The following is a 23,908-nucleotide window of genomic DNA, read 5'->3' as shown; positions in this document are numbered from 1 at the left end:
TTATTACTGCTATTTAGAAATCAGTTGTATCAGGATCTGTAGCTAAACCAGCAACACCATGTAATCCATCAATTGTCTTCATGTCATCATCTGAAATTTCAAAATCAAACAATTGAGTATTTTCCTTGATTCTATCAGCATGAACTGACTTAGGAAGTGGCAAGAAACCTAATTGTAATGACCAACGTAATACTAGTTGAGCCACTGACTTGTTATAACGTTTTGCCATTTCTTGTAATTCTGGAACTTGGAATATTTTACCTGTACCAAGTGGGCTGTATGCTTCACTTAAAATATTGTATTCGTTGTTATAATCAACAACATCTGGTTGTAAATCACTTGGATTAAGAAAGATTTGGTTAACCATTGGTGTAACGTTGGCTGTTTGCATCAATTCATTCAAATGTTCACCACGGAAATTTGAAACACCAATTGCTCGTGTCTTTCCACTCTCTAATAGGTCTTCCATTGCACGCCATGTTTCAGCATTAACTTCTTGCCAATTATCACGGAATTTAACTGGGTTTGGCCAGTGAATTAAGTATAGATCAACATAGTCAACATCCAATTCCTTTAATGAATGGTCCATAGCCTTAATTGTTGAATCATAACCATGATCATCATTCCACAACTTTGTAGTTAAGAATAAATCATCACGCTTGATTCCTGAAGCTTTGATCCCTTCACCAACACTATCTTCATTACCATATGCTGCAGCAGTATCTATATGACGATATCCTGCCTCAATCGCAGTCTTAACACTTTGCTTAGCAACTTCACCATCAGGTGTTTGCCATGTACCAAATCCTACAATAGGAATTTCGACACCATTACTAAGAGTATATGTATCCTCTAAACTATTTAAATCTGCCATTTGCTACTCCCTCAAAAATAATTTTATATATATAATAATAACAAAATATTTCAGATGATAAAAAAATAAGGACTCGACATTTTAAAATGCCAAGTCCCATTTGATTTTACACTAAGCCTTGAGACATCATTGCATCAGCAACTTTGGTGAATCCTGCAATGTTAGCTCCGCTTAAATAATCACCACTAACATCATATTCATCAGCGGCAGCAACTGAGTTATCAAAAATATCTTTCATAATTTGTTTCAAACGATCATTAACTTCTTCGAAAGTCCAATTTAGACGCATACTGTTCTGACTCATTTCCAGAGCGGATACAGCGACACCACCTGCATTTGCGGCTTTAGCTGGCCCATATAATAATCCAGCTTCTTGATAAGCCTCAATTGCTTCAGGACTACTTGGCATATTTGCACCTTCTGCTACTGCTTTAACACCATTAGCAATTAAATTCTTAGCTTGTGTGCCATTAATTTCATCTTGTGTGGCACAAGGTAATGCAATATCATAAGGAACCTTAGCATCCCAAACTGAACCTTCATGATATTTTGCACCCGCAACCTTTTCGGCATATTCGCTGATGCGACCTCGTTCTACTTCTTTGATTTGTTTAACAGTATCAACATCGATTCCACGTTCATCAACTATATAACCACTAGAATCTGAACAAGTAATTACTTTTCCGCCTAACTCTGTAACCTTTTGAATTGCATAAATAGCAACGTTTCCTGCACCAGAAATAGCTACACGTTTGCCTTTAAAGCTGGAATCATTTGCCTTTAACATCTCATCAGTATAATATGCCAAACCATAGCCAGTTGCCTCAGTTCTAGCAAGTGAACCACCATAGTTAAGTCCTTTACCAGTTAAAACTCCTCGATCTGCACCACGAAGACGTTTGTATTGGCCATATAGGTAGCCAATTTCACGTCCACCAACTCCAATATCACCTGCTGGTATATCAACGTCTAAACCAATATATTTGCTTAATTCAGTCATGAAACTTTGGCAAAAACGCATAATCTCATTATCAGTCTTACCCTTAGGATCAAAATCAGATCCACCTTTACCACCACCAATTGGTAATCCAGTTAAGGCATTCTTGAAGATTTGTTCAAATCCTAAGAATTTTACGATACTTAAATTAACAGATGGATGTAATCTCAAACCACCCTTGTAAGGCCCAATAGCTGAATTGAATTGCACCCTGAAGCCACGGTTAACACGAGCATGTCCAGCATCGTCTAACCAAGGAACACGAAATTGAATGACACGTTCAGGTTCGGTTAAACGTTCCAATATATTAGCTTCAATGTATTCTGGATGTTTTTCAAATACCGGTGTCATTGTTTGAAAAAAATCATGCACTGCTTCCAAAAATTCGGTTTGATGTGGATCCCTCTGTTCAATAACCTCGTACACTTGCTGCAAATAATCGGTTGCTTTCGTCAAAATACCATCCTCCATTATTAAATAAATTCTAATAATAGTTTAATTGTTTTTAATAAAAATTGCACTAAAAAAAGCATTTGAATTATTCAAATGCTTCTTTAGTGCTTTAACACTCTCTTTTTAACCATTAATACCTAAGGCAATCTGAGCAAAACGACTCATTTTACTCATATCCCAAATTGGATACCAAACCAAATTGATATCACAAGTATCGATACCGTCTACTGATTCAGCAGCATTATGAATATCATTTGAAATCATATCACTTAAAGGACATCCCATAGTTGTTAGTGTCATTGTAACTGTACAGGCTGTACCCTCGATCTCAATACCATAGATCAATCCGAGATTAACAATATCAATACCCAGCTCAGGATCAATAACATCCTCTAGAGCCTCCATGATGGCTTCACGTTGTTTGTCTTCCTTAGTTGTTGCTTTTTCTTCACTCATAGGTGCACCTCAATTCAATTACTTAACAATTTTGTGGCTTCCAGAAATATAAACTCTTTGTAGTAGTACTAAACATATTATAGCAAATACCGCAATCAAGTATATTCCCAATTGATAACCGCCAGTAGCTTGTTTGATTACACCAAGAACGATTGGTGGGAAATATCCACCTAGACCACCCATGGCACCAACAAAGCCGGTAACGGCACCGGTATTACTGTCAGAGACGAATGGAACCATCTTAAAGATAATTCCGTTACCAACTCCGACTAAAATACCTATCAATACCATAATAGTCAAAAATATTCCTTTTGTATGTAGGAAAATCCCTAAAATAATCGCTACAATTATAATTCCAATAAAATCATACTTCAAAAGTGTCATCGGTCTAATCTTATCTGATAAGTAACCTCCGAATGGACGAGTTAAAGTACCCAAAACTGCAAATATTGCGGCCCATAACCCTGCATCTACTAAATTACTATTAAACAGATTTACCATGAACATTGAAAGCAAGTTCGTCATAGCCATAAACATACCGAAAGTTAAGAAGTAAAACAATGCTAGATACCAAGTATCCTTTTCTTTCGCAACTGCCAAAGACTTACCCATACTTGCATTTTCATTTTTCTTAGATTCAGGAGCAATGAAAATCATCAATAATACAAAAATAACTAGTAAAATGATTAACAAATAAAATACACTATTCAATCCCATTGATTTTTCAATTCTTGGAAAGAAAAATGACGAAAAAGCAGTACCAATATTACCAACACCAGCAATACCAAGAACTAATCCTTGTTTTTCTGGTGGAAAGAATCCAGTAACATAAGAAATACCAATGGCAAAAGATGTACCACTCATACCAAGAAGCAATGCAGCAAACATCATCATTCCAAATGAACCAACTCTAGGAACCATCAAAACTGGAATGATCAAAAATAGCATTAAGATAATATAAATCTTCTTACCACCATATTTATCACTCAAAATTCCCATTGGTACACGCATAATTGAACCTAAAAGAATCGGTGTCGCAAGTAAAAATGTACGTTGAAATTCACTTAACTCAATTCCATTATGAGTTAATATAACTCCAATTAATGGTGACAAACTTAACCAAACCATAAAACAAACCATCATGGATAAGGTACCCATGGTTAACGCAATAATTGATTTTGATTTACTTTCCATTATAAAAAACCCCCTCGAAATTTTAGCCTCCACTGACAGGTGGGATAATTGCAATTTCAGTTACATCTGCAAGTTTAAACTGCTTATCGTCAGCGTATTCTTCATCTATAGCGACTAAAGACTGATCTAATACCTCTTTATACTTAGGATGGGCATCTTCAATAGCCTTTTTAACATCTGATGGATAGAATTCTGACTTCAAGTCAACATTTATCGTCGAACCTATTTCCTCAGCCAGGATAGAAAATAATTTTATCTTCAATCTTCAAGACCTCCCCAACGGATTTTGTCACGGTCATATTCTTTTTTCCAAATTGGTACTGTATGCTTCAACTCATCAATCAAAAACTGGCAGTTTTCAAATGCCTCCGCTCGATGTGGAGCTGCAACGCCTATAAATACTGCAATATCACCTAATTGCAACTCACCAACTCGATGTACCATGACTACATCCATTCCTTTGGCAATTACTTTATCGGCAAGTTTTTGCATTTCTTTTTCTGCCATTTGTTTATACGTAGTGTATTCAATCTTTTCCGTTTCAATATCACCAGTGAATTGGCGAATATTACCGATAAAAATATCTACTCCACCATATTCATTGTGAATCAAACTTTTGGTCAATTCCTCCGTATTGATGGGTTCATGTGTAATTTGTATTTTCACTTGATAACCTCACCATTAATAATTTGATTAATTTCTTTATTACTAAACTTATGATTGAAAAATTCTTTGTAGAACGATTTAAACTTAGAATTTAAATTAACATCCTTCATTAATTCGGGATGGAACTTCTTGGCTGCCCACCAAATTTGTAAGTCTTCCTCTGCACTATATCTATCTAACATAAATATTCCAGTCGGATTACCATAAACTTTTTTGTTCTTAACAGCTTTTAATGACTTATAACGACTGTCCTTTTTAAGAAGTTTCAAAGCCTTTTTATCGGTCGTCCCACCAATAATAATAATATCTGGATCTGCCTTAATGATTTCTTCTGCTGAAACCGAGATCATATTTCCATCGGTTTTAATGGCATTTTTCCCTCCGGCAATTTTGAGCCATTCATCAACAATGGTTTTGCGGCCATCTACTTTTGTCAGATCACTAGTGTTCACAATATGTAAGACACTAGGCTTGGATTTGGCTTTAGAAACCTTTTTCTTTACCGCTTTAATGTCTGAGTTCAATTTTTTATTATATTTTTTAGCTTTAATTTTGGCAGATTTAGTTCCAACTAGCTTTGCAGTTAAATTTACAGTCTTCTTTAAACCCTTATAATCTTGAAACATTGAATTTACCGCTGGAATATCAGACTTTTTTAATTCACTAATCTGAGATACATCCGAACTAATAACAACATCTGGCTTTTGTTTAATAAGTTCCTCCATTTGGAAATCCTCACCATTAAAAGGAACCGTCTGCTTCTTAATCTTTGGGTACATTTTAGTTAGCAGAGCATTGTCACGAGTCATCTTAGTCGTTGCTACAAGTTTATCTTCTCCACCTAGCATTAAAAAAATGGGGTTGTTTGCGTGCCACAAATCAGCAACTCGCTTAATTTTTTTTGGAATTTTCACTGGAGCACCGGTGTTGTCATAAATTGTTCGAGTTGATGCTGCTTCAGTATTAATACTACTACTGAAGAAAACAAGTAACCCAAGCAATATGATAATGATATTTCGCTTTTTTCTCATAAATTAATCCATCCCTATTCCAAAGATCTTCCTATTCAATGATTCATTATAAGTTGATGTAATTGGTATACCGTACAAATTAGTCAAATATTCATCATTTAAGATATCAGCAACTGGACCTTGATGATAAGTTTGATTATCAATCAACAATCCAACCACATCACCAATCATCTGTGCTTGGTTAGGATCGTGTGTACTCATAATTATCGAGATACCCTGATCTGACAACATCTTAATTAATTTCAAAACAACCGTTTGATTACGATAATCAAGTGCTGAAGTAGGCTCATCCATTATCAATATCTGTGGTTCTTGAGCTAAAGCACGTCCAATTATTGCTAACTGCCGCTGTCCACCACTCATGCTTTGTAAACTAATATTAGTATAATTTTGTAGCCCTATTTGATTGATAATCTTAAAAACGACTTCTTTGTCACGTTCATCAGGCTGATCAAATATTGAATGAAACGAACTACGTCCCAGTAATAAATAATCAAACAATGTCAAGTTTGATTTGATGTTTACACCTTGACTAACTAATGCCAAATGATGGGACAAATCCTTAATTTATAATGAATCGAGTGAATTATTATTAACTAAAATATCACCTTGATATTTCTTTAAAACTCCACTCAGACAATTTAACAAAGTACTTTTACCGATACCGTTGGGACCTAGGATGACTAGGACTTGTCCAGCTGCAACATTCAAATTTACATTATTGATAATTTGTTTTGATTTATATGCAAATGACAAGTTTTTTGTAACTATTCTAGATTCCAATATTTCTTCTCCTTACAAGAATCACAATAAAAATTGGAACACCAATGAAGCCAGTGATTATACTCAACGGAATATCGTTCACTGAAATACTTCGTGCCAGTGTATCCGCAATCAGAAGTAATATTGCTCCCGTTATAGCTGTCATTGGTAAAGCATATCTATTATCTTCACCAACCAAACTACGGCTTACATGGGGTACAACTAAGCCGATCCAGCCAACCACACCACATAGACACACGGAAGCCGCTGTCAATAATGTAGCAAATAAAATCATTAAATTTCTATTTAATGTGGGATTAATTCCAATTGTTTTTATTGTATACGTATCTAATGATAACGCATTCAAGCGCCAACGTGTTAGTAGCAAAAAAACTATTCCAATAATTAAAATTGGACCTACTGACAATAACGCCTGAGTATCAACCTTCATAAAACTTCCTAATTCCCAATAGACGATACTTTGCAGCTGATTTTCAGGGTCGGAGATATATTTAACAGAACCTAAAACTGACTGCATTAAACCAGACATAATAATTCCCGACAGTATAAGAGTAATATTTGAATTACTATGCAATACCCTATTGATCATTAATGTTAAAAATACAGTCACTATACCAGCCACGAAGGCACTAACTTCAATCCAGTAAATCGATTTACCATTCAAAATAGCAATTGCGGCCCCCACACTCGATCCAGTGGAAACACCTAACAAGTTAGGTGACGCTAAGCCATTACTAAAGACAGATTGAAAAGTGGCGCCAGCCATAGATAGACCTGCGCCAACTAATACAACTGCTATAATTCGAATAAATCGAAGTTTTAAAATCAACTTAGATGAACTGCTGGCTTGTCCAATAAAATATTTTGAGACTTCTGACAGTGATAAGTCATATCGTCCCATCATCATTGACAGAAATATCAATGCCAACAGCGTCAATAAAGCCATACTCATCACAAGTGTATTTTGTTGCTTTTTAATAATAATTACCACCTACTACGTTGCTATACTCTTGGTCTCTTACGATAGACGATCGGACGTCTAAAAATGTATTGCCAAGGTAACGTAAGTGCATGAACTAATCTTGTGTATGGGAAGAAAGCAAAGATCAAAAATCCACAAATGACATGGATCTTGAAAATAATTGGAACTTGTAACATCAAATGGTAATCAGGATGGAAAACAAAGATTTGTCTTGCCCAAACTGATAAGTTCAAACGGTAATTGAATTCTGGATGTAGAATTGCTCCATCAATAAATGAGGCACTTAATCCTAATACAATAATTATCAAGAACGAAACATTAACCATCAAGTCACTGAATGAACTAGTTTTGAAAACACGCTTATTCGTAAAACGACGATATGATAAAATCATCATTCCTGCCAAGGCCATAAATCCTGCGATTCCACCCATTACGAGTGCACCGATATGGTATATTTCGTTGGGAATACCAAGCCAATCAGTAAATGCCTTAGGAATCAAAACCCCAACAACGTGTCCTGCAAATACAAAGATAATACCAATGTGAAAGAGAATACTCCCTATCATTAGTTGTTTCTTTTCCAATAATTCACTAGACTCAGCCGTTACTCCAGCATGAAAAATAGCAAATCTGCCGATTGTTCCAAAAATGAACGAACCGAGAGCAAGATAAGGAAAAATAACCCATAAGAATATATCAAGTGCATCTTTCATTACTGCATCTCCCCCTCTTTTTCAGTTTGTTCAAGACAAGACTTAAACTCAGCCCGAACAATTCTGATCAATTTGAAATACATATCATCCTCTTGAACTTCGGCATTCTTAAGTAAACTAAATGTTCCATCTTCAACTACTGAGAACATCAACTGTAAATCTTGTTGCCGCTTATCATCTTTCCAATCACTGTAAGCTAAAAATTCTAGCATAAGCGGTAGATAATCAGATAATTCTGAACCATCGATACGTACGCCAAACATCTCATACAACATTTTTAATTTTGCCAACAACTGTCCTCTTTCGCGAGAATCAGTCATCTTATAATACGTCATATACAAAGTATAACGGTTATTCAATTCGAATAGTGAAACATAATGTGTTTTTAATTCTTCTAATGAGTATGTCCTCATTTCATCGATAACATCTTTAATATCAGATTTAGAAGCTGTTTCACTGTAATTACTCTGAAAATCTTCCAAAAATTCATCACTCAAAATATCCTGATCCGGATAATCCAACAAACGTGAAAGAAAAGTAAAACCTTGCTTTAGAGTATTTAACTTCTCAATATTAATCACGCCAAATTCCTCCATAGAAGCTTTCAGCGTATGCATCTTTACCAGATTCGCCGGCCTTTGCTTTACGCAATACACTTCCGTGAACAGGTGCTAGAGAGCAGCCATTACATGCTTCATAACCCAATCCACCTTGTTCTTCTTCAACATGTTCAACTTTTTCTTTCTTTGCCTTTGGAATAACAAATCTATCATCATATTTAGCAATGGCTAATAGACGATATAGTGATGTTGCTGATTTTTCAGTCAAACCAACACGGTCAAGTTTTTCAGGATCAAAATCTTTTCCACTTGTTCTAGCACGCATATACAATCTCATCATAGCTAGCTTGTAAAGAGCATTCTTAATCACTTCAGTATTACCACCCGTTAAAAGGTTAGCTAAATATTCAACTGGGATGCGCATTTCATTAATTGCAGGGAAAATCATTTCAGGGTATTTGATTGAATTCTTACCTTCAAAGTAATTCATAATTGGTGACAATGGAGGCACATACCAAACCATTGGCATTGTACGATATTCTGGATGCAATGGGAATGCAATTTTTTGTTCAACGGCCATCTTATAGATAGGTGACTTTTGAGCACATCTAATTGTTTCCATATCGACACCATCAGCTTGTGCTTGAGCAATAACTTCTGGGTCATTTGGATCTAAGAACAAATCCAGTTGTCTTTCGTACAACTTAGTATCATCTGGTTCTTCACATGCTTCAGCAACTCTATCAGCATCATATAAAATAACACCGATGTAACGAATACGACCAACACAAGTTTCAGAACATACTGTTGGTAATCCTTCTTCAATTCTTGGATAACAAAAAGTACATTTTTCAGCTTTGTTAGTCTTCCAGTTGAAGTAAACCTTCTTATAAGGACATCCTGTCATACAGAATCTCCAACCACGACAACGTTCTTGATCAACCAAGACGATACCATCTTCGTCTCTCTTGTACATTGCTCCACTAGGACATGATGCTACACAAGCAGCATTTAGACAATGCTCACATAATCTAGGAAGATACATCATGAATGTTTTTTCGAAGTTACCTTTAATATCAGCTTCAATGTTTTGCATATTAGGGTCTTCACCAAAACTTCTGTCTGATCCAGCCAAATCATCATCCCAATTAGGACCATTGTTCAGCTTCATGTATTCACCAGTGATTTGTGATTTAGCACGTGCAACTGGTTGATGTTTTCTTTCCTTACCAAACAATGTTTGGTAATCGTATGTCCATGGTTCGTAATAGTCGTCTAAATTAGGCATGTCTGGGTTGTAAAAAATCTTAGCTAGTGCAACTTTGTTTAATTTATTACCTGCACGTAACTCCAATTTACCTTTACGATTTAACTTCCAGCCACCCTTATAGTGACTCTCATCTTCCCATTTTTTAGGGTATCCGACACCAGGTCTAGTTTCCACGTTGTTAAACCACATGTACTCGGCACCTGGGCGATTTGTCCACGTTTGTTTGCATGTTACTGAACAAGTATGACAACCAATACATTTGTCTAGATTCAGTACCATGGAAATTTGTGCTTTAACCTTCATTCCACTTGACCTCCTTTAATTTTCTAACATTTACGTATAGATCTCTTTGATTACCGATTGGTCCATAATAATTAAATCCGTAACTCAATTGAGCATATCCACCAACCATTTGAGTTGGTTTCACATGAATTTGTGTTGGAGCATTGTGACTTCCACCACGGTTACCTGTAATAGTAGACAAAGGCTCCTCAATTTCCATATCTTGAGCATGATACATATACATTGTTCCATCAGGCATACGTTGACTAACAACGGCTCTAGCTGTAACTACACCATTCTTGTTATACAATTCTACCCAATCATTATCCTTAACATCTATCTTCTTAGCATCGTCCAAACTTAACCAAACCGTTGGACCACCTCTGAATAGAGTCAGCATGTATAAGTTATCTTGGTATGTTGTATGAATATTCCACTTACCATGCGGTGTTAGATAACGAAGCGTAACTTCTTTATCGGCAGGTTCAACCTTCGTATCAGCTGGTCCTAACACATGTGGTGGAAGTGTTGGTTTATAAGTTGCCAATTCTTCACCGTATTCTTGGAAAATCTCGTGGTCGAGATAGAATTGTTGTCTACCTGTCAAAGTTCTAAATGGCACGTTGCGTTCAATATTAACTGAGAATGGTGAATATCTGTCACCATTATGTTTAGCACTTGAGAAAATAGGTGTTGGAATTGATTCACTAGGCTGAGCTGTAATCTTAGCGAATGTCATCTGCTTTTCAGTAAGTCCAGCAGATATATCTGATAATTTCTTACCAGTAACTTCTTCTGCACTCTCCCAAGCCTTCTTAGCAACATGTCCGTTAGAAGCACTTGATAGATGAAGAATTGCCTCGGCAACATTTCTATCTTCATCCAATCTAGGTAATCCTTCATCAGGACCATCATCATAAGTTCCAATCAAGTCCTTCAGTTCATCATATTCATCTGACACACTGTAACTATATCCATTGGCGCCGACTTTTCCACTACGTGTATTTGGTCCTAAGGCTACATATTTGTCATAGACCTTAGTGTAATCACGTTTAACAAGTGAAAGACTTGGCATTGTCTTACCAGGAATTGGTTCAATCTCACCATTCTTCCAGTCTTTGATCTTACCTAGTGGTTGAGAAATTTCTCCCATAGAATCATGACCAAGTGGTTGAGTCTTTAAATCATATTGTGGTTCCGTTAAGTACTTTTTAGCCATACCTTGGAATTCTTTGGCAATATGCTTAAATGCTTGCCAGTCACTCTGTGATTCCCAAAGTGGATCAACAGCTTTGTTGAAAGGATGGATGAATGGGTGCATATCGGTACTAGATAAGTCTTCTTTTTCATACCATGTAGCAGCAGGAAGAACAATATCTGAATACAATGGTGTTGTTACCATTCTGAAATCAAAGTCTACGGCAAGATCTAACTTACCAGTAACACTCTTCTCATCCCACTCCATATCCTTTGGCTTGAAATTCTCACTTTGCTTTGCAAGAAGTCCATTCTCAGCACCAAGTATATGCTTCATGAAATACTCTTGACCTTTACCTGACGATGCAAACAAGTTTGAACGCCAGATAAACATACCTTTTGGCTGGTTAATGTCTTCATCAGGAGCTTCCGCAGCAAAGTGTAATGATCCATCTTTTAACTCTTTAACAACTTTATTTGAAATTTCTTTGATATCAGTAGTTCCATATTGTTTCGTAAAGTCCAAACTATTACGGTTAAACTGTGGATATGAAGGCATCCATCCCAATCTAATGGCCATCTGTTGATAATCAGCGGGATGTTTGAATGTATCCTTGATAGTTTTAACTGGTGACTTCATACCTTCATTATCGATTTCATCGTACTTCCATTGATCACTGGCAAAATAGAAGAATGAAGTACCTTGTTGCTGACGGGCGCCACCTGGTTGCCAGTCATTTGCAAATGAAATATTAGCCCAACCTTCTGCCGGACGAAGTTTTTCTTGTCCAACATAGTGAGCCCAACCGCCACCTTGTACACCGATACATCCTGTTAGCATCAGCATATTGATAACGGCACGATACGTCATATCTGAGTTAAACCAGTGATTAACTCCGGCACCAATAATTACCATTGATTTACCATGAGTCTCAGCAGCGTTTTGTGCAAATTCTTGTGCAATTTGTACAACTAGTTCTGGCTTCACACCGGTGATCTTTTCTTGCCATGCTGGAGTAAATAGGCTATCAGCATCATCGTATCCTTTGGCAGCCAACTCATCCATCTTCTTACGACGAATACCATATTGTGCCATCAATAAGTCAAATACGGTTGTGACAAGTTTCTTGCTCCCATCTTTCAATGTGATTTCACGACATGGAAGAGTTCTTTGGAAAATACCATTTCCTTCAGAATTAAAGCTTGGCATATCAACGACACGTTCATCTTCGCCTAAGAATGATAATTTAGGACTTATTCCATCCAAATCAAGATTCCACTTCTTACCCTTTTCCCATCTTTGACCAATAGTTCCATTTGGAACAACCAACTTATCAGATGGTTCATCAACAAGAACTGGTTTCCATTCTGAATTTGGTGTATCAGTATCTTGAATATCAGAAATTCTCAAGAAACGTCCAGATACAACGTGTTCATTATTTGTTTCACTTTGATCAAGCATAATAACAAATGGAAGATCAGTAAATTGCTTAACGTAGTCCGTAAAATAAGGTACTTGTTTATTATTGTAAAATTCATTCAAAATTACATGTGTCATACCTTGTGCTAAAGCAGCATCTGAACCGGGATGTGGTGCTAACCAGTTATCAGCAAACTTAACATTTTCTGCATAATCAGGGCTGACAGAAACGACCTTTGTCCCCTTATAACGTGCTTCAACCATGAAATGAGCATCAGGTGTTCTCGTTAACGGAACATTTGAGCCCCACATAATCAAGTATTGACTGTTATACCAGTCAGCTGATTCGGGAACATCTGTCTGTTCACCCCATACTTGAGGAGATGCTGGTGGCAAATCAGCGTACCAATCATAGAAACTCAACATTTCTCCACCAAGTAATGAAATAAATCTGGCACCTGATGAGTAACTCAGCATGGACATCGCTGGAATTGGAGAGAATCCCGCTATACGATCAGGACCATATTTCTTAATCGTGTAGATCAACATTGCAGCAATCATTTCAGTAGCATCGCCCCATTTGACACGAATTAAACCACCATGTCCACGAGCTGATTTATATGACTTAGTCTTTTCTGGATCTGTAACAATACTTTCCCAAGCATCAATAGGATTATCGTACTTTTGACTAGCCTCTTCCCAGAACTTCCAAAGGCGTTCACGGATGTATGGGTACTTAATTCGTAGTGGACTATACTCATACCAACTGAAACTAGCACCACGAGGACAGCCACGAGGTTCATATTCAGGCATGTTAGGTCCACATGAAGGATAGTCAGTTGATTGATGCTCCCAAGTAACTACTCCTTGCTTAACGTAGACATTCCAACTACAAGATCCTGTACAGTTAACACCATGTGTCGTACGAACGACCTTGTCGTGTGCCCAACGTTCTTTATATAACTTCTCCCAACGACGAGAATGCTCTTCTAATTGGGTGAAATTACCGTTAAACTTATCAACTTTTTTAAAAAATCTAGATTTTAGCATATGCAACTCCCACCTAGTTCACTTTAATATTCCTTATAACAAATCTAGCACTTATCCTAATTGACTTCGATTAGGATTTTCCCTAACCTTTTGCATGTGAGGTGAAGAAAATGACAAGCAGATACGATAGGCAAATAAAAATCAAGCAAATAGGAATTAAGGGACAACAAAAATTAGAAAGTTCAAAAGTACTAGTAATCGGCGTTGGGGGACTTGGAAGTTTTGTATCATCTGAATTAGTTAAAGCTGGAATTGGTGAAATTACTTTAGTTGATTATGATGCTGTAGAACTAACTAACCTACATCGCCAAAATCTCTACACTGAAGATGACGTTGGTACTAAAAAGCTAAATGCAATGAAACATCATCTGCAAATGGCTAACAAAGAAGTTAAAATCAATACTATCGATCAAAAATATTCAGAGAACTTGTTAAATGACAACTACGATTTAGTGATCGACTGTACTGACAACTTTCCAGTTAAATACCAAATCAACCAAGATTGTCAAAAACTTGGTATAAAACACATTTTTGGTACGTGTGCTGCTAACCAGGGTCAAGTAATGTTCATTGATTCCGAATCAGCTTGCCTCGAATGTCTTTACCCAAAAGATAAAGTAGCCCAACTAGGATTAAGTGCTAACATTGGTACTAATCCTATGATTGTCGCTATTACTGGTAGTTTACAAGCATCCCTAGCTATGAAATTTTTAACTAGTGGAAAATACAATGCTGGACAACTATTAGTAATCGACAATTGGACGTTTGACTTCAGAAAAATTAAAGTTAGTAAGAAAAGCAATTGTCCAATTAAATAATTGTTCTATTGAGGAGGAAACTATTAAATGATTGATTTTGGAATTATCACTGTTAGTGATACTCGAACAAAAGAAACCGACAAATCTGGTCAATACATCCAAAATGCCATGACAGAAGCGGGAAATACCTTTATCCAAAAATATATTGTCAAGGACGATTCACAACAAATTGTTGATGCATATAACAAGCTTTTGGTTAGTTCCTGCAAAATTATTTTAGTAAATGGTGGTACAGGAATTGCTAGAAGAGATGTAACCATTGATACGCTGGAACCCAAATTCATCAAAATTATCCCAGGATTTGGTGAATACTTCCGTCAAATCAGTATTGAGGAAATTGGATTGAAAGCCCTAGTTTCAGGCGCAACTGCTGGTATTACTGACAGTGATCAAATTTGTTACTTACTACCCGGTTCAACAAATGCCTGTAAAACAGCGCTTGAGCGTATTATTCTGCCAGATATTGATCATTTAATTAAGGAGATAACTAAATAATGTATAGACCAGTTGATAAAAGAAACGCAATTACCATCGATGAAGCACGCCAAGTAATTGTCGATAATATTAAAAGTGTAAAACTTACCACAGAAAAAATACCTACAACAAAAGCTAACCATAGAATTATTGCTGAAAATGTAGTTGCTCCGCATGATTTTCCAACATTTAGACGTTCGGGGTATGATGGTTTTGCTATGTTGCAATCTGACTTAAAGAACTTACCAGCTAATTTAAAAGTAGTTGGAGACATCCCAGCCGGTGCGGACTTTGATCGCCCATTAGTATCTGGCGAAGCTGTAAGAATAATGACAGGTGGATATGTTCCTGATGGCGCCGATATTGTGGTTATGCTGGAAACGACAAGAATGGTCGATGAAAATACAGTTCAAATAACTGAAATTCAAAAAAAAGACAATATAACTCAAATTGGTGATTACTTTAAAAAGAACGATACATTACTAGCCAAAAATACCGAAATCAATCCCGGTGGAATCAGCTTACTAAGCGCCTTTGACGTTCAGAATATATTAGTTTATAAAAAACCAACAATTGGACTAATTACAACTGGATCAGAATTACTTAATCCCGGAGACAAAATTGTTAACGGAAAGATTTTTAACAGTAATGGACCAATGATTCGCGAACTGTGTACAGAGAATGGTGCCGACGTAATCAGTTACACACAAATCAAAGATGATCCTGAGGCATTAAAATCTTCAGTAAATGAATTGCTAGGAAAATGTGACGTTATTATAACTGATGGTGGAGTTTCAGTTGGAGATTTTGATATTATCGCTGATTTGGCTAAATCTTCCGAAAAATTATTGTTCAATAAACTGGAAATGCGTCCCGGCAGTGTTACGACATCATTTATTTATGATGGAACACTTTTCTTTGGATTATCAGGTAATCCTGGTGCCTGTTTCACTGGATTTTATTTATACGTCGAGTACGCCCTTAGATTGATGCAACATCAAGAAAGCCGTTGTATCGAATGCACAGGTACATTAAATGCCGAATATACTAAAACAAATATGTACGATCGTATTCTGCGTGGACAATATAAGTTTGTTGGTGACCACATAGAAATTGGACGTGTTGGTGGTGACGCATCCGGTAATCTGAACAACTTACAAAAGGCAACTTGCATGTTCGAAATCCCTCGTGGTACATCAATAACTAAAAAGGATAGTAAATTACGTACATGGCTATTACCTTTCAAATAATTGGACACAAAAAAAGTGGCAAAACCACCTTGCTGAAGGACTTCTTAGTCAATTCTCCCACATACAAATTTAGTGTCGTAAAACATACTCACTTGCCAATAAATATACCTGCCACCACTGACACTGGAAAGTTCTTTCAGTATTCAGATGATGTCCTTTTACTAAATAACGAACAAACAATTCATTATCAGAGAAATCTACCAACTACTGAATTGGAGAAAATCCAACAATTACAAAAAGGCTCAGCTGATTTTATACTTATCGAGGGAATTAAGGAATTGGACTTTCCAAAAATTGTTCTTCTCAAATCAGATGAATCACCACAGGATTTCTCAAATGTGACTAACATCAAATACTTTGTGACAATTCAGGAAAATAATTCTGACAATGTTGTCGATATTGAAGATTCAAGTATGCGAAAAATATTCATAAACAAATTCTTAAAGGAAATAAAAAATGACCGATAGTTTAATTTTGGCTGGTGGTAAATCAACTCGTTTTCGGAGTGATAAGGCTTTAGAAAATTTCAATGATAGCGCCATTCCAAATGTAGAATACACCGCTAATTTAACCTTACCTTTTGTGAACAATTGCTATGTTTCAGCTAATTATAAAAACTTCAAAACAATTAATAACCTATTCAATGATTCAAAGGTTACCGTCATAAATGACCAAGAACCATTGATTGATTGTGGTCCTTTGTCTGCATTATGGGCATATTTCCAGCAAACCAATCAAACTAAGGCCGATTTAATGATTATCGCTACTGACTACATAATTGATCAAAGAGCTGTGCAATTTTTAGCTGAAGAATCAGGATATATCAAAATTAAGAGTCTTCCCTACTACACCTGCTGCCGATTAAAGATTAATATTAGTTTAGTGAAGCAACACATTACTGAACATAATTATCGTTGGCGTAATTTATTACAAGACGCTGGTTGTCTTGGGCGTGATTATGATGGAAAACTAAAAAACATCAATTATCCGGAGGATTTAAAATGAAAGCACAAACTGAAATGAGTCGTGGCGACTTTCAAAAAATGATCAAAATTTGCTTAAACGACTTGAGTATTCAAAGAACTCTTTTAGAGAATGAAGAGCAAAATCAAAGAAACGACATGAGAACTCTAGAACAAGATCAAGCAATTGAGAAATTAGAACGTCGTATTATGCTAATTAAAAAAGATTATGATTTTTATAAGCAATTCGCGGACCCTAATTTTGAAACTGATGAAGTTGAATACTAGTGGTATGAAAAAAATAACTATTTATTTAATAGTATTTTTTATTACGTTTTTAAGTTCCTTTATTTGGTACAGCTTTAAGGAAAGTTCTATTAACATTCAAATAACAGACTGCGTGGGGATTGCTACACTGACAACTGTTATCTTTGGACTTATAGATTTTTATATCGTTAAAACAAAAAATAAGTGATAAAAATATGGACAAAAACCTGTTTTGGTTTTTGTCCATATTTTATTTTTAAATAACATTTATATCACACATTATTTTTTTGATTTTTAAATTATCTGAAAACAAATAAAATAAAAGATTGAATTTAGTCTGTTATCAGACTATAATCATAAAATAGTCTGATAGCAGACTAAAAAGGAGAACGTACAATGAACTCAGACAAGCAAATCGCCAGTATCAATCAATTATCAAATGATATGGACGAAATCTATCATGAAATAGCACAGCATTTCGAATTAACTGACAATATTTACTGGATTTTTTATATCCTACATGATAATGAAAAACCAGTGACTCAATCCGACCTCAGTCGAAAATGGGCATTTTCCAAAAAAACAGTTAATTCATCGATTGCGACAATGATCAAAAGTGATTGGATCACTCTGGAACTGTTACCGAACTCACGTAAACTCAAAGCAATTAACCTGACCACAAGTGGAGATCAACTTTGCCAACGCGTTGGCAATCTCACCCATCAAATTGAACATCTCGCTTACAGCGAATTGAACGATGATGAATTTGTGAAATTCCTCAAACTATTCGAGCGCTTGAACATTAACTTCCGTAAAGCCGCCGATGAATTATTGACAAAAGACGACTCAGATTAAAAGGAGAAACAAAATGTTCAAGTTAGTATCTTTTCTAAAACCTTATCGTACTCACGTAACTATGATGCTAGTGCTGCTTTTCTTACAAACGCTAGGTACTCTGTACTTGCCAACACTAACGGCTGATATTGTAAACAACGGTATCGTCAAAGAAAATTTAAGTGCAGTGTGGATTGGCGGAGCATGGATGTTCGTTATTGCAATATTGACTGCCGCAACCGCAATCTACGGAACATGGCTCGCAACAAAAGTCTCTGCAAATACTGGTAGAGACATTCGTGGTGCGATGTTCAGACGTGTCCAAGAATTTTCAAATAATGACTTCAATCGTTTTGGTACTGCATCACTAATTACACGAAGCACTAACGATGTGACACAAGTACAACAAGCATTTATGATTATAATTTCAATGCTACTTCCAGCACCATTTATGACCGTTTCCGGCTTGATTCTCGCCTTTTCTAAGGATCGACTATTGGCACTAATGTTACTTGCATTCATGGTGGGAATAATTTTGATGATGGTGTTAGTTGCAAAGAAAATCGTTCCGATCTTTGAACGTCTACAAGTACAACTGGATAAAATTAACCGAGTAGTACGTGAACGTTTGATTGGGGTACGAGTTATTCGAGCATTTAATCGAACAGATACCGAAGAAAAGCGTAGCAATGCCACATTTGAGCAATATGCCAGTACTGCAATTACTGCCAATAAGATATTTGCCGTACTAATGCCTTTGGTAATGTTGGCAATGAACCTATGCACATTATTATTTGTCTGGTTTGGTGGTCAACAAGTTGCCGTTGGCGCTATGGAAATTGGTGACATTATGGCAATAATCGAATACGCTTTTTTGACACTAATGTATCTAGTAATGGGAATTGCTGTTTTCATGTTCATCCCACGTGCTCAAACATGTGCCAAGCGAATCCACGCCGTGTTATCAGTTGATCCAGAACTACAAGTAAACACAAAAGTTTCAAAAACAGCTACAGAAGAGCCCACAGTCGTATTTGATCACGTGAACTTTCATTATGAAGGAGCTCAAGAATCAGTATTAGATGATGTAAGTTTTCAATTACATCGTGGTCAAACAACTGCAATCGTTGGTAGTACCGGTTCTGGTAAATCAACAATTGCTAACTTATTAATGCGCTTTTATGATGCTCAATCTGGACAAATCAAAGTCGCCGGACAAGATGTGCGTACCTACTCTCTGATGAAATTACGTAACAAGATTGGTTATGTTCCACAAAAAGCATTCTTATTCAGTGGCACAATTGCATCGAACTTTCGACATGGAAATGAAAATGCATTAGAGCGTGATATGCATGATGCAGCGTCAATAGCTCAAGTAGATGACTTTATTAGAAATCTTCCAGGAGGACTAGATGCCCCTGTAGATAAAGGCGGAGTTAAATATTCAGGTGGTCAAAGACAACGACTGGCAATCACTCGAGCCATAGTCAAGCATCCACCAATTTATGTATTTGACGATAGTTTCTCTGCTTTGGACTTTAAGACCGACGCTAAGCTCCGTCTTGCATTAAAGAAAAATATTACTGACGCAACAGTACTAATCATTGCTCAAAGACTCAGTTCAATTATTGATGCTGATCAAATAATTGTGCTAGATGAAGGTAAAATCGTGGGGATCGGTACACACGCTGAGTTGTTACGTTCTTGCGATGTTTACCAGCAAATAGCCAAATCCCAATTTAGTGAAGAGGAGCTGACCCAATGACAAAATCTACAATAGTGGCAACATCACGTCGTTTCTTTAAAGACTTGATGTTCCAAAAATGGCAGCTTTTAGCAGTAATTGCTTTTTTGACAATTGCCACGGGTTGCTCACTAGCAGCGCCAATGTTGATTGGTTCTGCTATCGATCACATATCGACAGGTGTCGCCAACGCGGTTGCAGCAAAGACAACATTTGTAATTAGCATTCATACTATGGGTACGGTTGCCTTAGTTCTATTAGCAGTTTACCTATTGAGTGCATTGTTCAATTACTTCTCTCAAAGCATACTTGCCAGTGTGGCACAAAAAATGACTCTAATGCTCCGCAAGCGAATCAGTTCTAAATTAAATCGTCTACCCTTAGAATTTTATGATCAGCATCAAACTGGTGATATTCTCAGTCGAGTCACTAGTGATCTCGAAAAAATTGCGGATACCTTGCAAGAAGGGCTAGTACAATTATTCACAGCGACAATTACAATTATTGGAGCATTTGCTTTGATGTTTATGATAAGTCCAATGTTGACACTGATTGCCTTATTCAGTATCTTTACCAGCATCATAATTGCAACCATCGTCTCTGAAAAGACAAACCGATATTATGCTGCTAACCAAAAAGCTCTCGGTCAACTAAACGCCAATATTGAGGAAGCCTTTACCGGTAACCAAGTAGTAATGGCATTCAATTTACAGAACAAGATGGTTTCAACCAATGATAGGTTAAACGAAAAATTGGCTCAAACTTCCGCCAAAGCCGAATTTGCAACCTATGCAATTAATCCTTTAATTCGTTTTGTGGGAACGCTTGGATATATTGTTATTGCTATACGTGGTGCCTTTTCGGTTATAAGTGGCACAATTACAATTGGTGATATTCAGGCACTCTTCCAATACGTCAATCAGGTTTCCGAGCCTGTTACCGAACTTGCATACACGCTGAATGCTTTGCAAGGTGCCGTAGCCTCGGCTGAACGAGTGTACGAAATTGAAGATTCACTGGAAGAATTGCCTGACGATCAAACAGTACCAAAACTGACCCAAATACGTGGACACGTTAACTTTGAACACGTCCATTTTGGCTACGATCCAGATTTGCCCCTGATGCAAGACATTAATATAAATGTTAAGGCAGGTAGTAAAGTAGCCGTAGTTGGACCCACTGGAGCTGGAAAAACAACATTAATCAACCTTATGATGCGCTTTTATGAATTACAAGGTGGGAAAATCACAATTGATGATGTTGATATCAAAACCATGAAACGTTCTGACCTACGTAGTCTGTTTGGAATGGTCCTACAAGATACTTGGTTGTTCAACGGTACTGTGGCTGACAACATATCCTACGGACGCCCAGATGCAACGATAGAACAAATTCAGGACGCAGCTAAAGCTGCGCGTATAGCCCATATGATTGACACGCTACCCGAAGGATATAACACGGTTCTATCTGGTGAACAAGAAGTTATGTCAATTGGGCAAAAGCAACTACTCACGATTGCCCGTACAATATTAAGTGATCCATCAATCTTGATTTTGGACGAAGCCACTTCGAGTGTCGATACACGTACAGAGGAAGCCATCCAACAGGCCATGGACTCGTTAATGCAAGGACGGACCAGTTTCGTAATAGCGCATCGATTATCAACTATCAAAGATGCTGACCAAATCTTAGTTATGAACCACGGAACAATCATCGAACAAGGGACACACGAATCGCTACTATCGGCCAACGGATTTTATGCAGATCTATACCGTAGCCAATTTGCTACTAAAATTAATTAAATACGTTGTTACAAAAAAATATGGTGTAGAGATGTCCAAAGACTTTCTCTACACCATATTTTTATTTTTCTAAATCAATTCTATCAATAATTTTTCTAGCATCATCAGTTGTTTTAGTTTGCATCAAGTCATTTCTAATAGCTGATGCACCCTTCATACCACGGACATAAATCTTAAAGAATCTTTGCAGTGGTGCAAAATGCCCTGGAATTCCCTTTGCAACAAATTGATCATAAAGATCCAATTGATATCGCAATAAGCCAAGTAATTCGTGTGTTGAATGTTCTTTAGGAACTGGTTCAAAAGCATACGGATTAGTAAAAATACCTCGACCAATCATAATACCATCAATACCAGGATGCTCATTATATAGTTTCATACCAGCTTGATAATCAGCAATATCTCCATTTATTTGTAACAATGTATCAGGTGCTATTTCATCACGCATTTTTACAATATCATCGATCAATTCATAATGTGCTGGGACATTGCTCATTTCTTCTCGAGTACGCATATGTACAGTTAACACAGGAACCTGTTGTTTAAGTAGGAATGGAATCCAAGTTTTGTACTCATCTACTTCACTGTAACCAATTCTTGTTTTGATAGTAACCGGTAAGTCAGTCTTACGAGCACCATCAAATACTTCTTGTGCACGGTCAAAATGACGAATTAAATCACTACCACTATGATTCTTAATTACCGCAATATCCGGACAACCAGTATTAATATCAATAGCTTCATATCCTTGCTTTTCAACTTCTTTAACGGCTTTAGCAAAATCATCACCGTTATTACCCCATAATTGAACAATGGGTTTGGGATCCTCTGCCGGATCGATATATAGTCTTCCTTTAGTCGTTTCTTTAGCTTTTGGATGAGTAATACTCAACGCATTAGTAAATTCAGTATAAAAGACATCTGGCGCAGCAGCTTTCATGACAACACGACGGAAGACTGTACCTGTAACAGCCTCCATCGGTGCCAAGCTAAAGAACGGGCGATTTTCCTTCTTAGCTTTTTTTGCGATGCGATTCCAGTAAGGTGACTGGGTCACAATCTCATCTCCAATCAAATAGTTAATTCTAACTTATCAACTATACAGATATCATCTGTATTAACGCAAGTTTTTAGTTTAAAGATTATGAAATATCTCCTGCATATTATTTTCTATTTTATTGATCTCATCCGCATAATCCTGCAATGATTCTGAATATTTAGCTACTTTTTCTTCTGGCTTATCAGTTTTATATCGTAACTTGTGTTCCAAACTGGCCCACATGTCCATCCCCACTGTCCTAATTTGAATCTCAATCGGTGTGACTTGAACACCATCTGACTGAAATACCGGAACCGTTGCAACCAAATGTAAACTACGATAACCACTCTCTTTAGGATTTCTTACGTAATCTTTTTGTTTCAACAATGTAACATCATCTTGAGCCAATAGATTATCCTGAACTGTATAAATATCATCAATGTAGTTTGTTATAACACGTATACCACCAACATCGTAGATATTATCTTTAATACTTTCAAATCTAATTGGTAATCCCTTACGATTGACCTTTTCCACCAAACTACCGACGTCCTTCATTCGAACTTCAATATGATGAATAGGATTATGATCATGTCTAACTTGATAGTCGGCATCCAGGTTCTCTAGTTTAGTTCCAAACTCACTAACCGCTGAATGACACAATTGATAATAGCTGACTAATTTACTAATATCATGAATTTCATCATCATCGGAATACTCTCCAAGTTCCTTTTCAATTTGATTAATATTTAGCATATTCTGACGTTCTAATATCATTTTTTCTCCTCGT

At 36.6% G+C, this 23,908-nt stretch carries 23 protein-coding genes and 1 pseudogene; 9 read left to right on the top strand and 15 right to left on the bottom strand.

Translation table 11 applies throughout. The features are described from left to right. Positions 1 to 13 precede the first annotated feature (13 nt). The 13 genes and pseudogenes from EKM79_RS00635 to EKM79_RS00570 form a co-directional block, all read right to left on the bottom strand. Positions 14 to 874 (bottom strand): aldo/keto reductase, encoded by an 861-nt coding sequence (locus tag EKM79_RS00635; protein WP_125565195.1) that lies wholly within the window; start codon positions 872 to 874, stop codon positions 14 to 16. A gap of 106 nt (positions 875 to 980) precedes the next feature. Next, on the bottom strand, positions 981 to 2,342 hold the full coding sequence (gene gdhA, locus EKM79_RS00630) for an NADP-specific glutamate dehydrogenase (protein ID WP_211331252.1): 1,362 nt from the start codon (positions 2,340 to 2,342) through the stop codon (positions 981 to 983). A gap of 105 nt (positions 2,343 to 2,447) precedes the next feature. After that, positions 2,448 to 2,780, bottom strand: a complete 333-nt coding sequence (locus tag EKM79_RS00625; protein WP_125565193.1) for a metal-sulfur cluster assembly factor — start codon at positions 2,778 to 2,780, stop codon at positions 2,448 to 2,450. An 18-nt stretch (positions 2,781 to 2,798) separates the two neighbouring features. After that, positions 2,799 to 3,974: a nitrate/nitrite transporter gene (locus tag EKM79_RS00620; protein ID WP_125565192.1), complete on the bottom strand. Its 1,176-nt coding sequence runs from the start codon at positions 3,972 to 3,974 to the stop codon at positions 2,799 to 2,801. Positions 3,975 to 3,996: 22 nt separating this feature from the next. Beyond that, positions 3,997 to 4,236, bottom strand: coding sequence for a MoaD/ThiS family protein (locus EKM79_RS00615; protein WP_125565191.1), 240 nt, complete (start codon positions 4,234 to 4,236; stop codon positions 3,997 to 3,999). Then, a complete protein-coding gene (locus EKM79_RS00610; protein ID WP_125565190.1) occupies positions 4,233 to 4,640 on the bottom strand; it encodes a molybdenum cofactor biosynthesis protein MoaE in 408 nt (135 codons plus the stop codon). The genes EKM79_RS00615 and EKM79_RS00610 overlap by 4 nt, the downstream gene beginning before the upstream one ends. Then, a complete protein-coding gene (locus tag EKM79_RS00605; RefSeq protein WP_125565189.1) occupies positions 4,637 to 5,671 on the bottom strand; it encodes an ABC transporter substrate-binding protein in 1,035 nt (344 codons plus the stop codon). Before EKM79_RS00605 ends, EKM79_RS00610 begins: the two co-directional genes overlap by 4 nt. A 3-nt stretch (positions 5,672 to 5,674) precedes the next feature. Continuing rightward, positions 5,675 to 6,427 (bottom strand): annotated as a pseudogene (locus EKM79_RS00600) (ABC transporter ATP-binding protein). Between the two features lie 16 nt (positions 6,428 to 6,443). Beyond that, complete coding sequence (locus EKM79_RS00590) at positions 6,444 to 7,406, bottom strand: FecCD family ABC transporter permease (RefSeq protein WP_125565233.1); 963 nt, start codon at positions 7,404 to 7,406, stop codon at positions 6,444 to 6,446. 50 nt (positions 7,407 to 7,456) lie between these two features. Then, complete coding sequence (gene narI / locus EKM79_RS00585; protein WP_125565186.1) at positions 7,457 to 8,149, bottom strand: respiratory nitrate reductase subunit gamma; 693 nt, start codon at positions 8,147 to 8,149, stop codon at positions 7,457 to 7,459. After that, positions 8,149 to 8,730: a nitrate reductase molybdenum cofactor assembly chaperone gene (narJ, locus tag EKM79_RS00580; protein ID WP_125565185.1), complete on the bottom strand. Its 582-nt coding sequence runs from the start codon at positions 8,728 to 8,730 to the stop codon at positions 8,149 to 8,151. The genes narI and narJ overlap by 1 nt, the downstream gene beginning before the upstream one ends. Beyond that, the gene (narH, locus tag EKM79_RS00575; RefSeq protein ID WP_125565184.1) at positions 8,723 to 10,282 is read right to left on the bottom strand and encodes a nitrate reductase subunit beta; all 1,560 of its coding nucleotides are present in this window, start codon (positions 10,280 to 10,282) and stop codon (positions 8,723 to 8,725) included. The genes narJ and narH overlap by 8 nt, the downstream gene beginning before the upstream one ends. Further along, the gene (locus EKM79_RS00570) at positions 10,272 to 13,928 is read right to left on the bottom strand and encodes a nitrate reductase subunit alpha (RefSeq protein ID WP_125565183.1); all 3,657 of its coding nucleotides are present in this window, start codon (positions 13,926 to 13,928) and stop codon (positions 10,272 to 10,274) included. Before EKM79_RS00570 ends, narH begins: the two co-directional genes overlap by 11 nt. 110 nt (positions 13,929 to 14,038) lie before the next feature. Here EKM79_RS00570 and EKM79_RS00565 point away from each other — a divergent pair, with 110 nt between their 5' ends. From EKM79_RS00565 to EKM79_RS00525, 9 genes are all read left to right on the top strand, one after another. After that, positions 14,039 to 14,746, top strand: a complete 708-nt coding sequence (locus EKM79_RS00565) for a HesA/MoeB/ThiF family protein (protein ID WP_125565182.1) — start codon at positions 14,039 to 14,041, stop codon at positions 14,744 to 14,746. Between the two features lie 27 nt (positions 14,747 to 14,773). Then, a complete protein-coding gene (locus EKM79_RS00560) occupies positions 14,774 to 15,241 on the top strand; it encodes a MogA/MoaB family molybdenum cofactor biosynthesis protein (protein WP_125565181.1) in 468 nt (155 codons plus the stop codon). Continuing rightward, positions 15,241 to 16,470, top strand: a complete 1,230-nt coding sequence (locus EKM79_RS00555; protein WP_125565180.1) for a molybdopterin molybdotransferase MoeA — start codon at positions 15,241 to 15,243, stop codon at positions 16,468 to 16,470. The genes EKM79_RS00560 and EKM79_RS00555 overlap by 1 nt, the downstream gene beginning before the upstream one ends. Further along, positions 16,449 to 16,937 (top strand): molybdopterin-guanine dinucleotide biosynthesis protein B, encoded by a 489-nt coding sequence (locus EKM79_RS00550; protein WP_125565179.1) that lies wholly within the window; start codon positions 16,449 to 16,451, stop codon positions 16,935 to 16,937. Before EKM79_RS00555 ends, EKM79_RS00550 begins: the two co-directional genes overlap by 22 nt. Continuing rightward, positions 16,927 to 17,475, top strand: a complete 549-nt coding sequence (gene mobA, locus EKM79_RS00545) for a molybdenum cofactor guanylyltransferase (RefSeq protein ID WP_125565178.1) — start codon at positions 16,927 to 16,929, stop codon at positions 17,473 to 17,475. The genes EKM79_RS00550 and mobA overlap by 11 nt, the downstream gene beginning before the upstream one ends. Next, positions 17,472 to 17,720: a hypothetical protein gene (locus EKM79_RS00540; RefSeq protein WP_125565177.1), complete on the top strand. Its 249-nt coding sequence runs from the start codon at positions 17,472 to 17,474 to the stop codon at positions 17,718 to 17,720. The genes mobA and EKM79_RS00540 overlap by 4 nt, the downstream gene beginning before the upstream one ends. A gap of 375 nt (positions 17,721 to 18,095) precedes the next feature. Continuing rightward, complete coding sequence (locus tag EKM79_RS00535; RefSeq protein WP_125565176.1) at positions 18,096 to 18,554, top strand: MarR family winged helix-turn-helix transcriptional regulator; 459 nt, start codon at positions 18,096 to 18,098, stop codon at positions 18,552 to 18,554. A 13-nt stretch (positions 18,555 to 18,567) separates the two neighbouring features. Continuing rightward, the gene (locus tag EKM79_RS00530; RefSeq protein WP_125565175.1) at positions 18,568 to 20,298 is read left to right on the top strand and encodes an ABC transporter ATP-binding protein; all 1,731 of its coding nucleotides are present in this window, start codon (positions 18,568 to 18,570) and stop codon (positions 20,296 to 20,298) included. After that, positions 20,295 to 22,079: an ABC transporter ATP-binding protein gene (locus EKM79_RS00525; protein ID WP_125565174.1), complete on the top strand. Its 1,785-nt coding sequence runs from the start codon at positions 20,295 to 20,297 to the stop codon at positions 22,077 to 22,079. Before EKM79_RS00530 ends, EKM79_RS00525 begins: the two co-directional genes overlap by 4 nt. A gap of 61 nt (positions 22,080 to 22,140) precedes the next feature. On the opposite strand, the gene EKM79_RS00520 is transcribed toward EKM79_RS00525, so the two are convergent. Then, on the bottom strand, positions 22,141 to 23,136 hold the full coding sequence (locus EKM79_RS00520; protein ID WP_125565173.1) for a tRNA dihydrouridine synthase: 996 nt from the start codon (positions 23,134 to 23,136) through the stop codon (positions 22,141 to 22,143). A 78-nt stretch (positions 23,137 to 23,214) separates the two neighbouring features. Further along, positions 23,215 to 23,895 carry a GTP pyrophosphokinase gene (locus EKM79_RS00515; RefSeq protein WP_125565172.1) on the bottom strand — a complete coding sequence of 227 codons (681 nt, stop codon included), beginning with the start codon at positions 23,893 to 23,895 and terminating at the stop codon, positions 23,215 to 23,217. Positions 23,896 to 23,908 lie beyond the last annotated feature (13 nt).

Origin of the sequence: Companilactobacillus insicii, from assembly GCF_003946015.1 — a bacterium.
Lineage (GTDB): Bacteria > Bacillota > Bacilli > Lactobacillales > Lactobacillaceae > Companilactobacillus > Companilactobacillus insicii.
Note: the sequence above shows the minus strand (reverse complement) of the source record. Positions and strands in the feature narration are given on the sequence as shown.

Coding starts and splice junctions, on each gene's coding strand:
- EKM79_RS00535 (WP_125565176.1), top strand. CDS start 18,096: ATGAACTCAGACAAGCAAATCGCCAGTATCAATCAATTATCAAATGAT.
- EKM79_RS00540 (WP_125565177.1), top strand. CDS start 17,472: ATGAAAGCACAAACTGAAATGAGTCGTGGCGACTTTCAAAAAATGATC.
- EKM79_RS00620 (WP_125565192.1), bottom strand. CDS start 3,974: ATGGAAAGTAAATCAAAATCAATTATTGCGTTAACCATGGGTACCTTA.
- EKM79_RS00605 (WP_125565189.1), bottom strand. CDS start 5,671: ATGAGAAAAAAGCGAAATATCATTATCATATTGCTTGGGTTACTTGTT.
- gdhA (WP_211331252.1), bottom strand. CDS start 2,342: ATGGAGGATGGTATTTTGACGAAAGCAACCGATTATTTGCAGCAAGTG.
- EKM79_RS00625 (WP_125565193.1), bottom strand. CDS start 2,780: ATGAGTGAAGAAAAAGCAACAACTAAGGAAGACAAACAACGTGAAGCC.
- narH (WP_125565184.1), bottom strand. CDS start 10,282: ATGAAGGTTAAAGCACAAATTTCCATGGTACTGAATCTAGACAAATGT.
- EKM79_RS00570 (WP_125565183.1), bottom strand. CDS start 13,928: ATGCTAAAATCTAGATTTTTTAAAAAAGTTGATAAGTTTAACGGTAAT.
- EKM79_RS00635 (WP_125565195.1), bottom strand. CDS start 874: ATGGCAGATTTAAATAGTTTAGAGGATACATATACTCTTAGTAATGGT.
- EKM79_RS00515 (WP_125565172.1), bottom strand. CDS start 23,895: ATGATATTAGAACGTCAGAATATGCTAAATATTAATCAAATTGAAAAG.
- EKM79_RS00560 (WP_125565181.1), top strand. CDS start 14,774: ATGATTGATTTTGGAATTATCACTGTTAGTGATACTCGAACAAAAGAA.
- EKM79_RS00555 (WP_125565180.1), top strand. CDS start 15,241: ATGTATAGACCAGTTGATAAAAGAAACGCAATTACCATCGATGAAGCA.
- mobA (WP_125565178.1), top strand. CDS start 16,927: ATGACCGATAGTTTAATTTTGGCTGGTGGTAAATCAACTCGTTTTCGG.
- EKM79_RS00530 (WP_125565175.1), top strand. CDS start 18,568: ATGTTCAAGTTAGTATCTTTTCTAAAACCTTATCGTACTCACGTAACT.
- EKM79_RS00550 (WP_125565179.1), top strand. CDS start 16,449: ATGGCTATTACCTTTCAAATAATTGGACACAAAAAAAGTGGCAAAACC.
- EKM79_RS00525 (WP_125565174.1), top strand. CDS start 20,295: ATGACAAAATCTACAATAGTGGCAACATCACGTCGTTTCTTTAAAGAC.
- EKM79_RS00565 (WP_125565182.1), top strand. CDS start 14,039: ATGACAAGCAGATACGATAGGCAAATAAAAATCAAGCAAATAGGAATT.
- EKM79_RS00590 (WP_125565233.1), bottom strand. CDS start 7,406: ATGAGTATGGCTTTATTGACGCTGTTGGCATTGATATTTCTGTCAATG.
- narI (WP_125565186.1), bottom strand. CDS start 8,149: ATGAAAGATGCACTTGATATATTCTTATGGGTTATTTTTCCTTATCTT.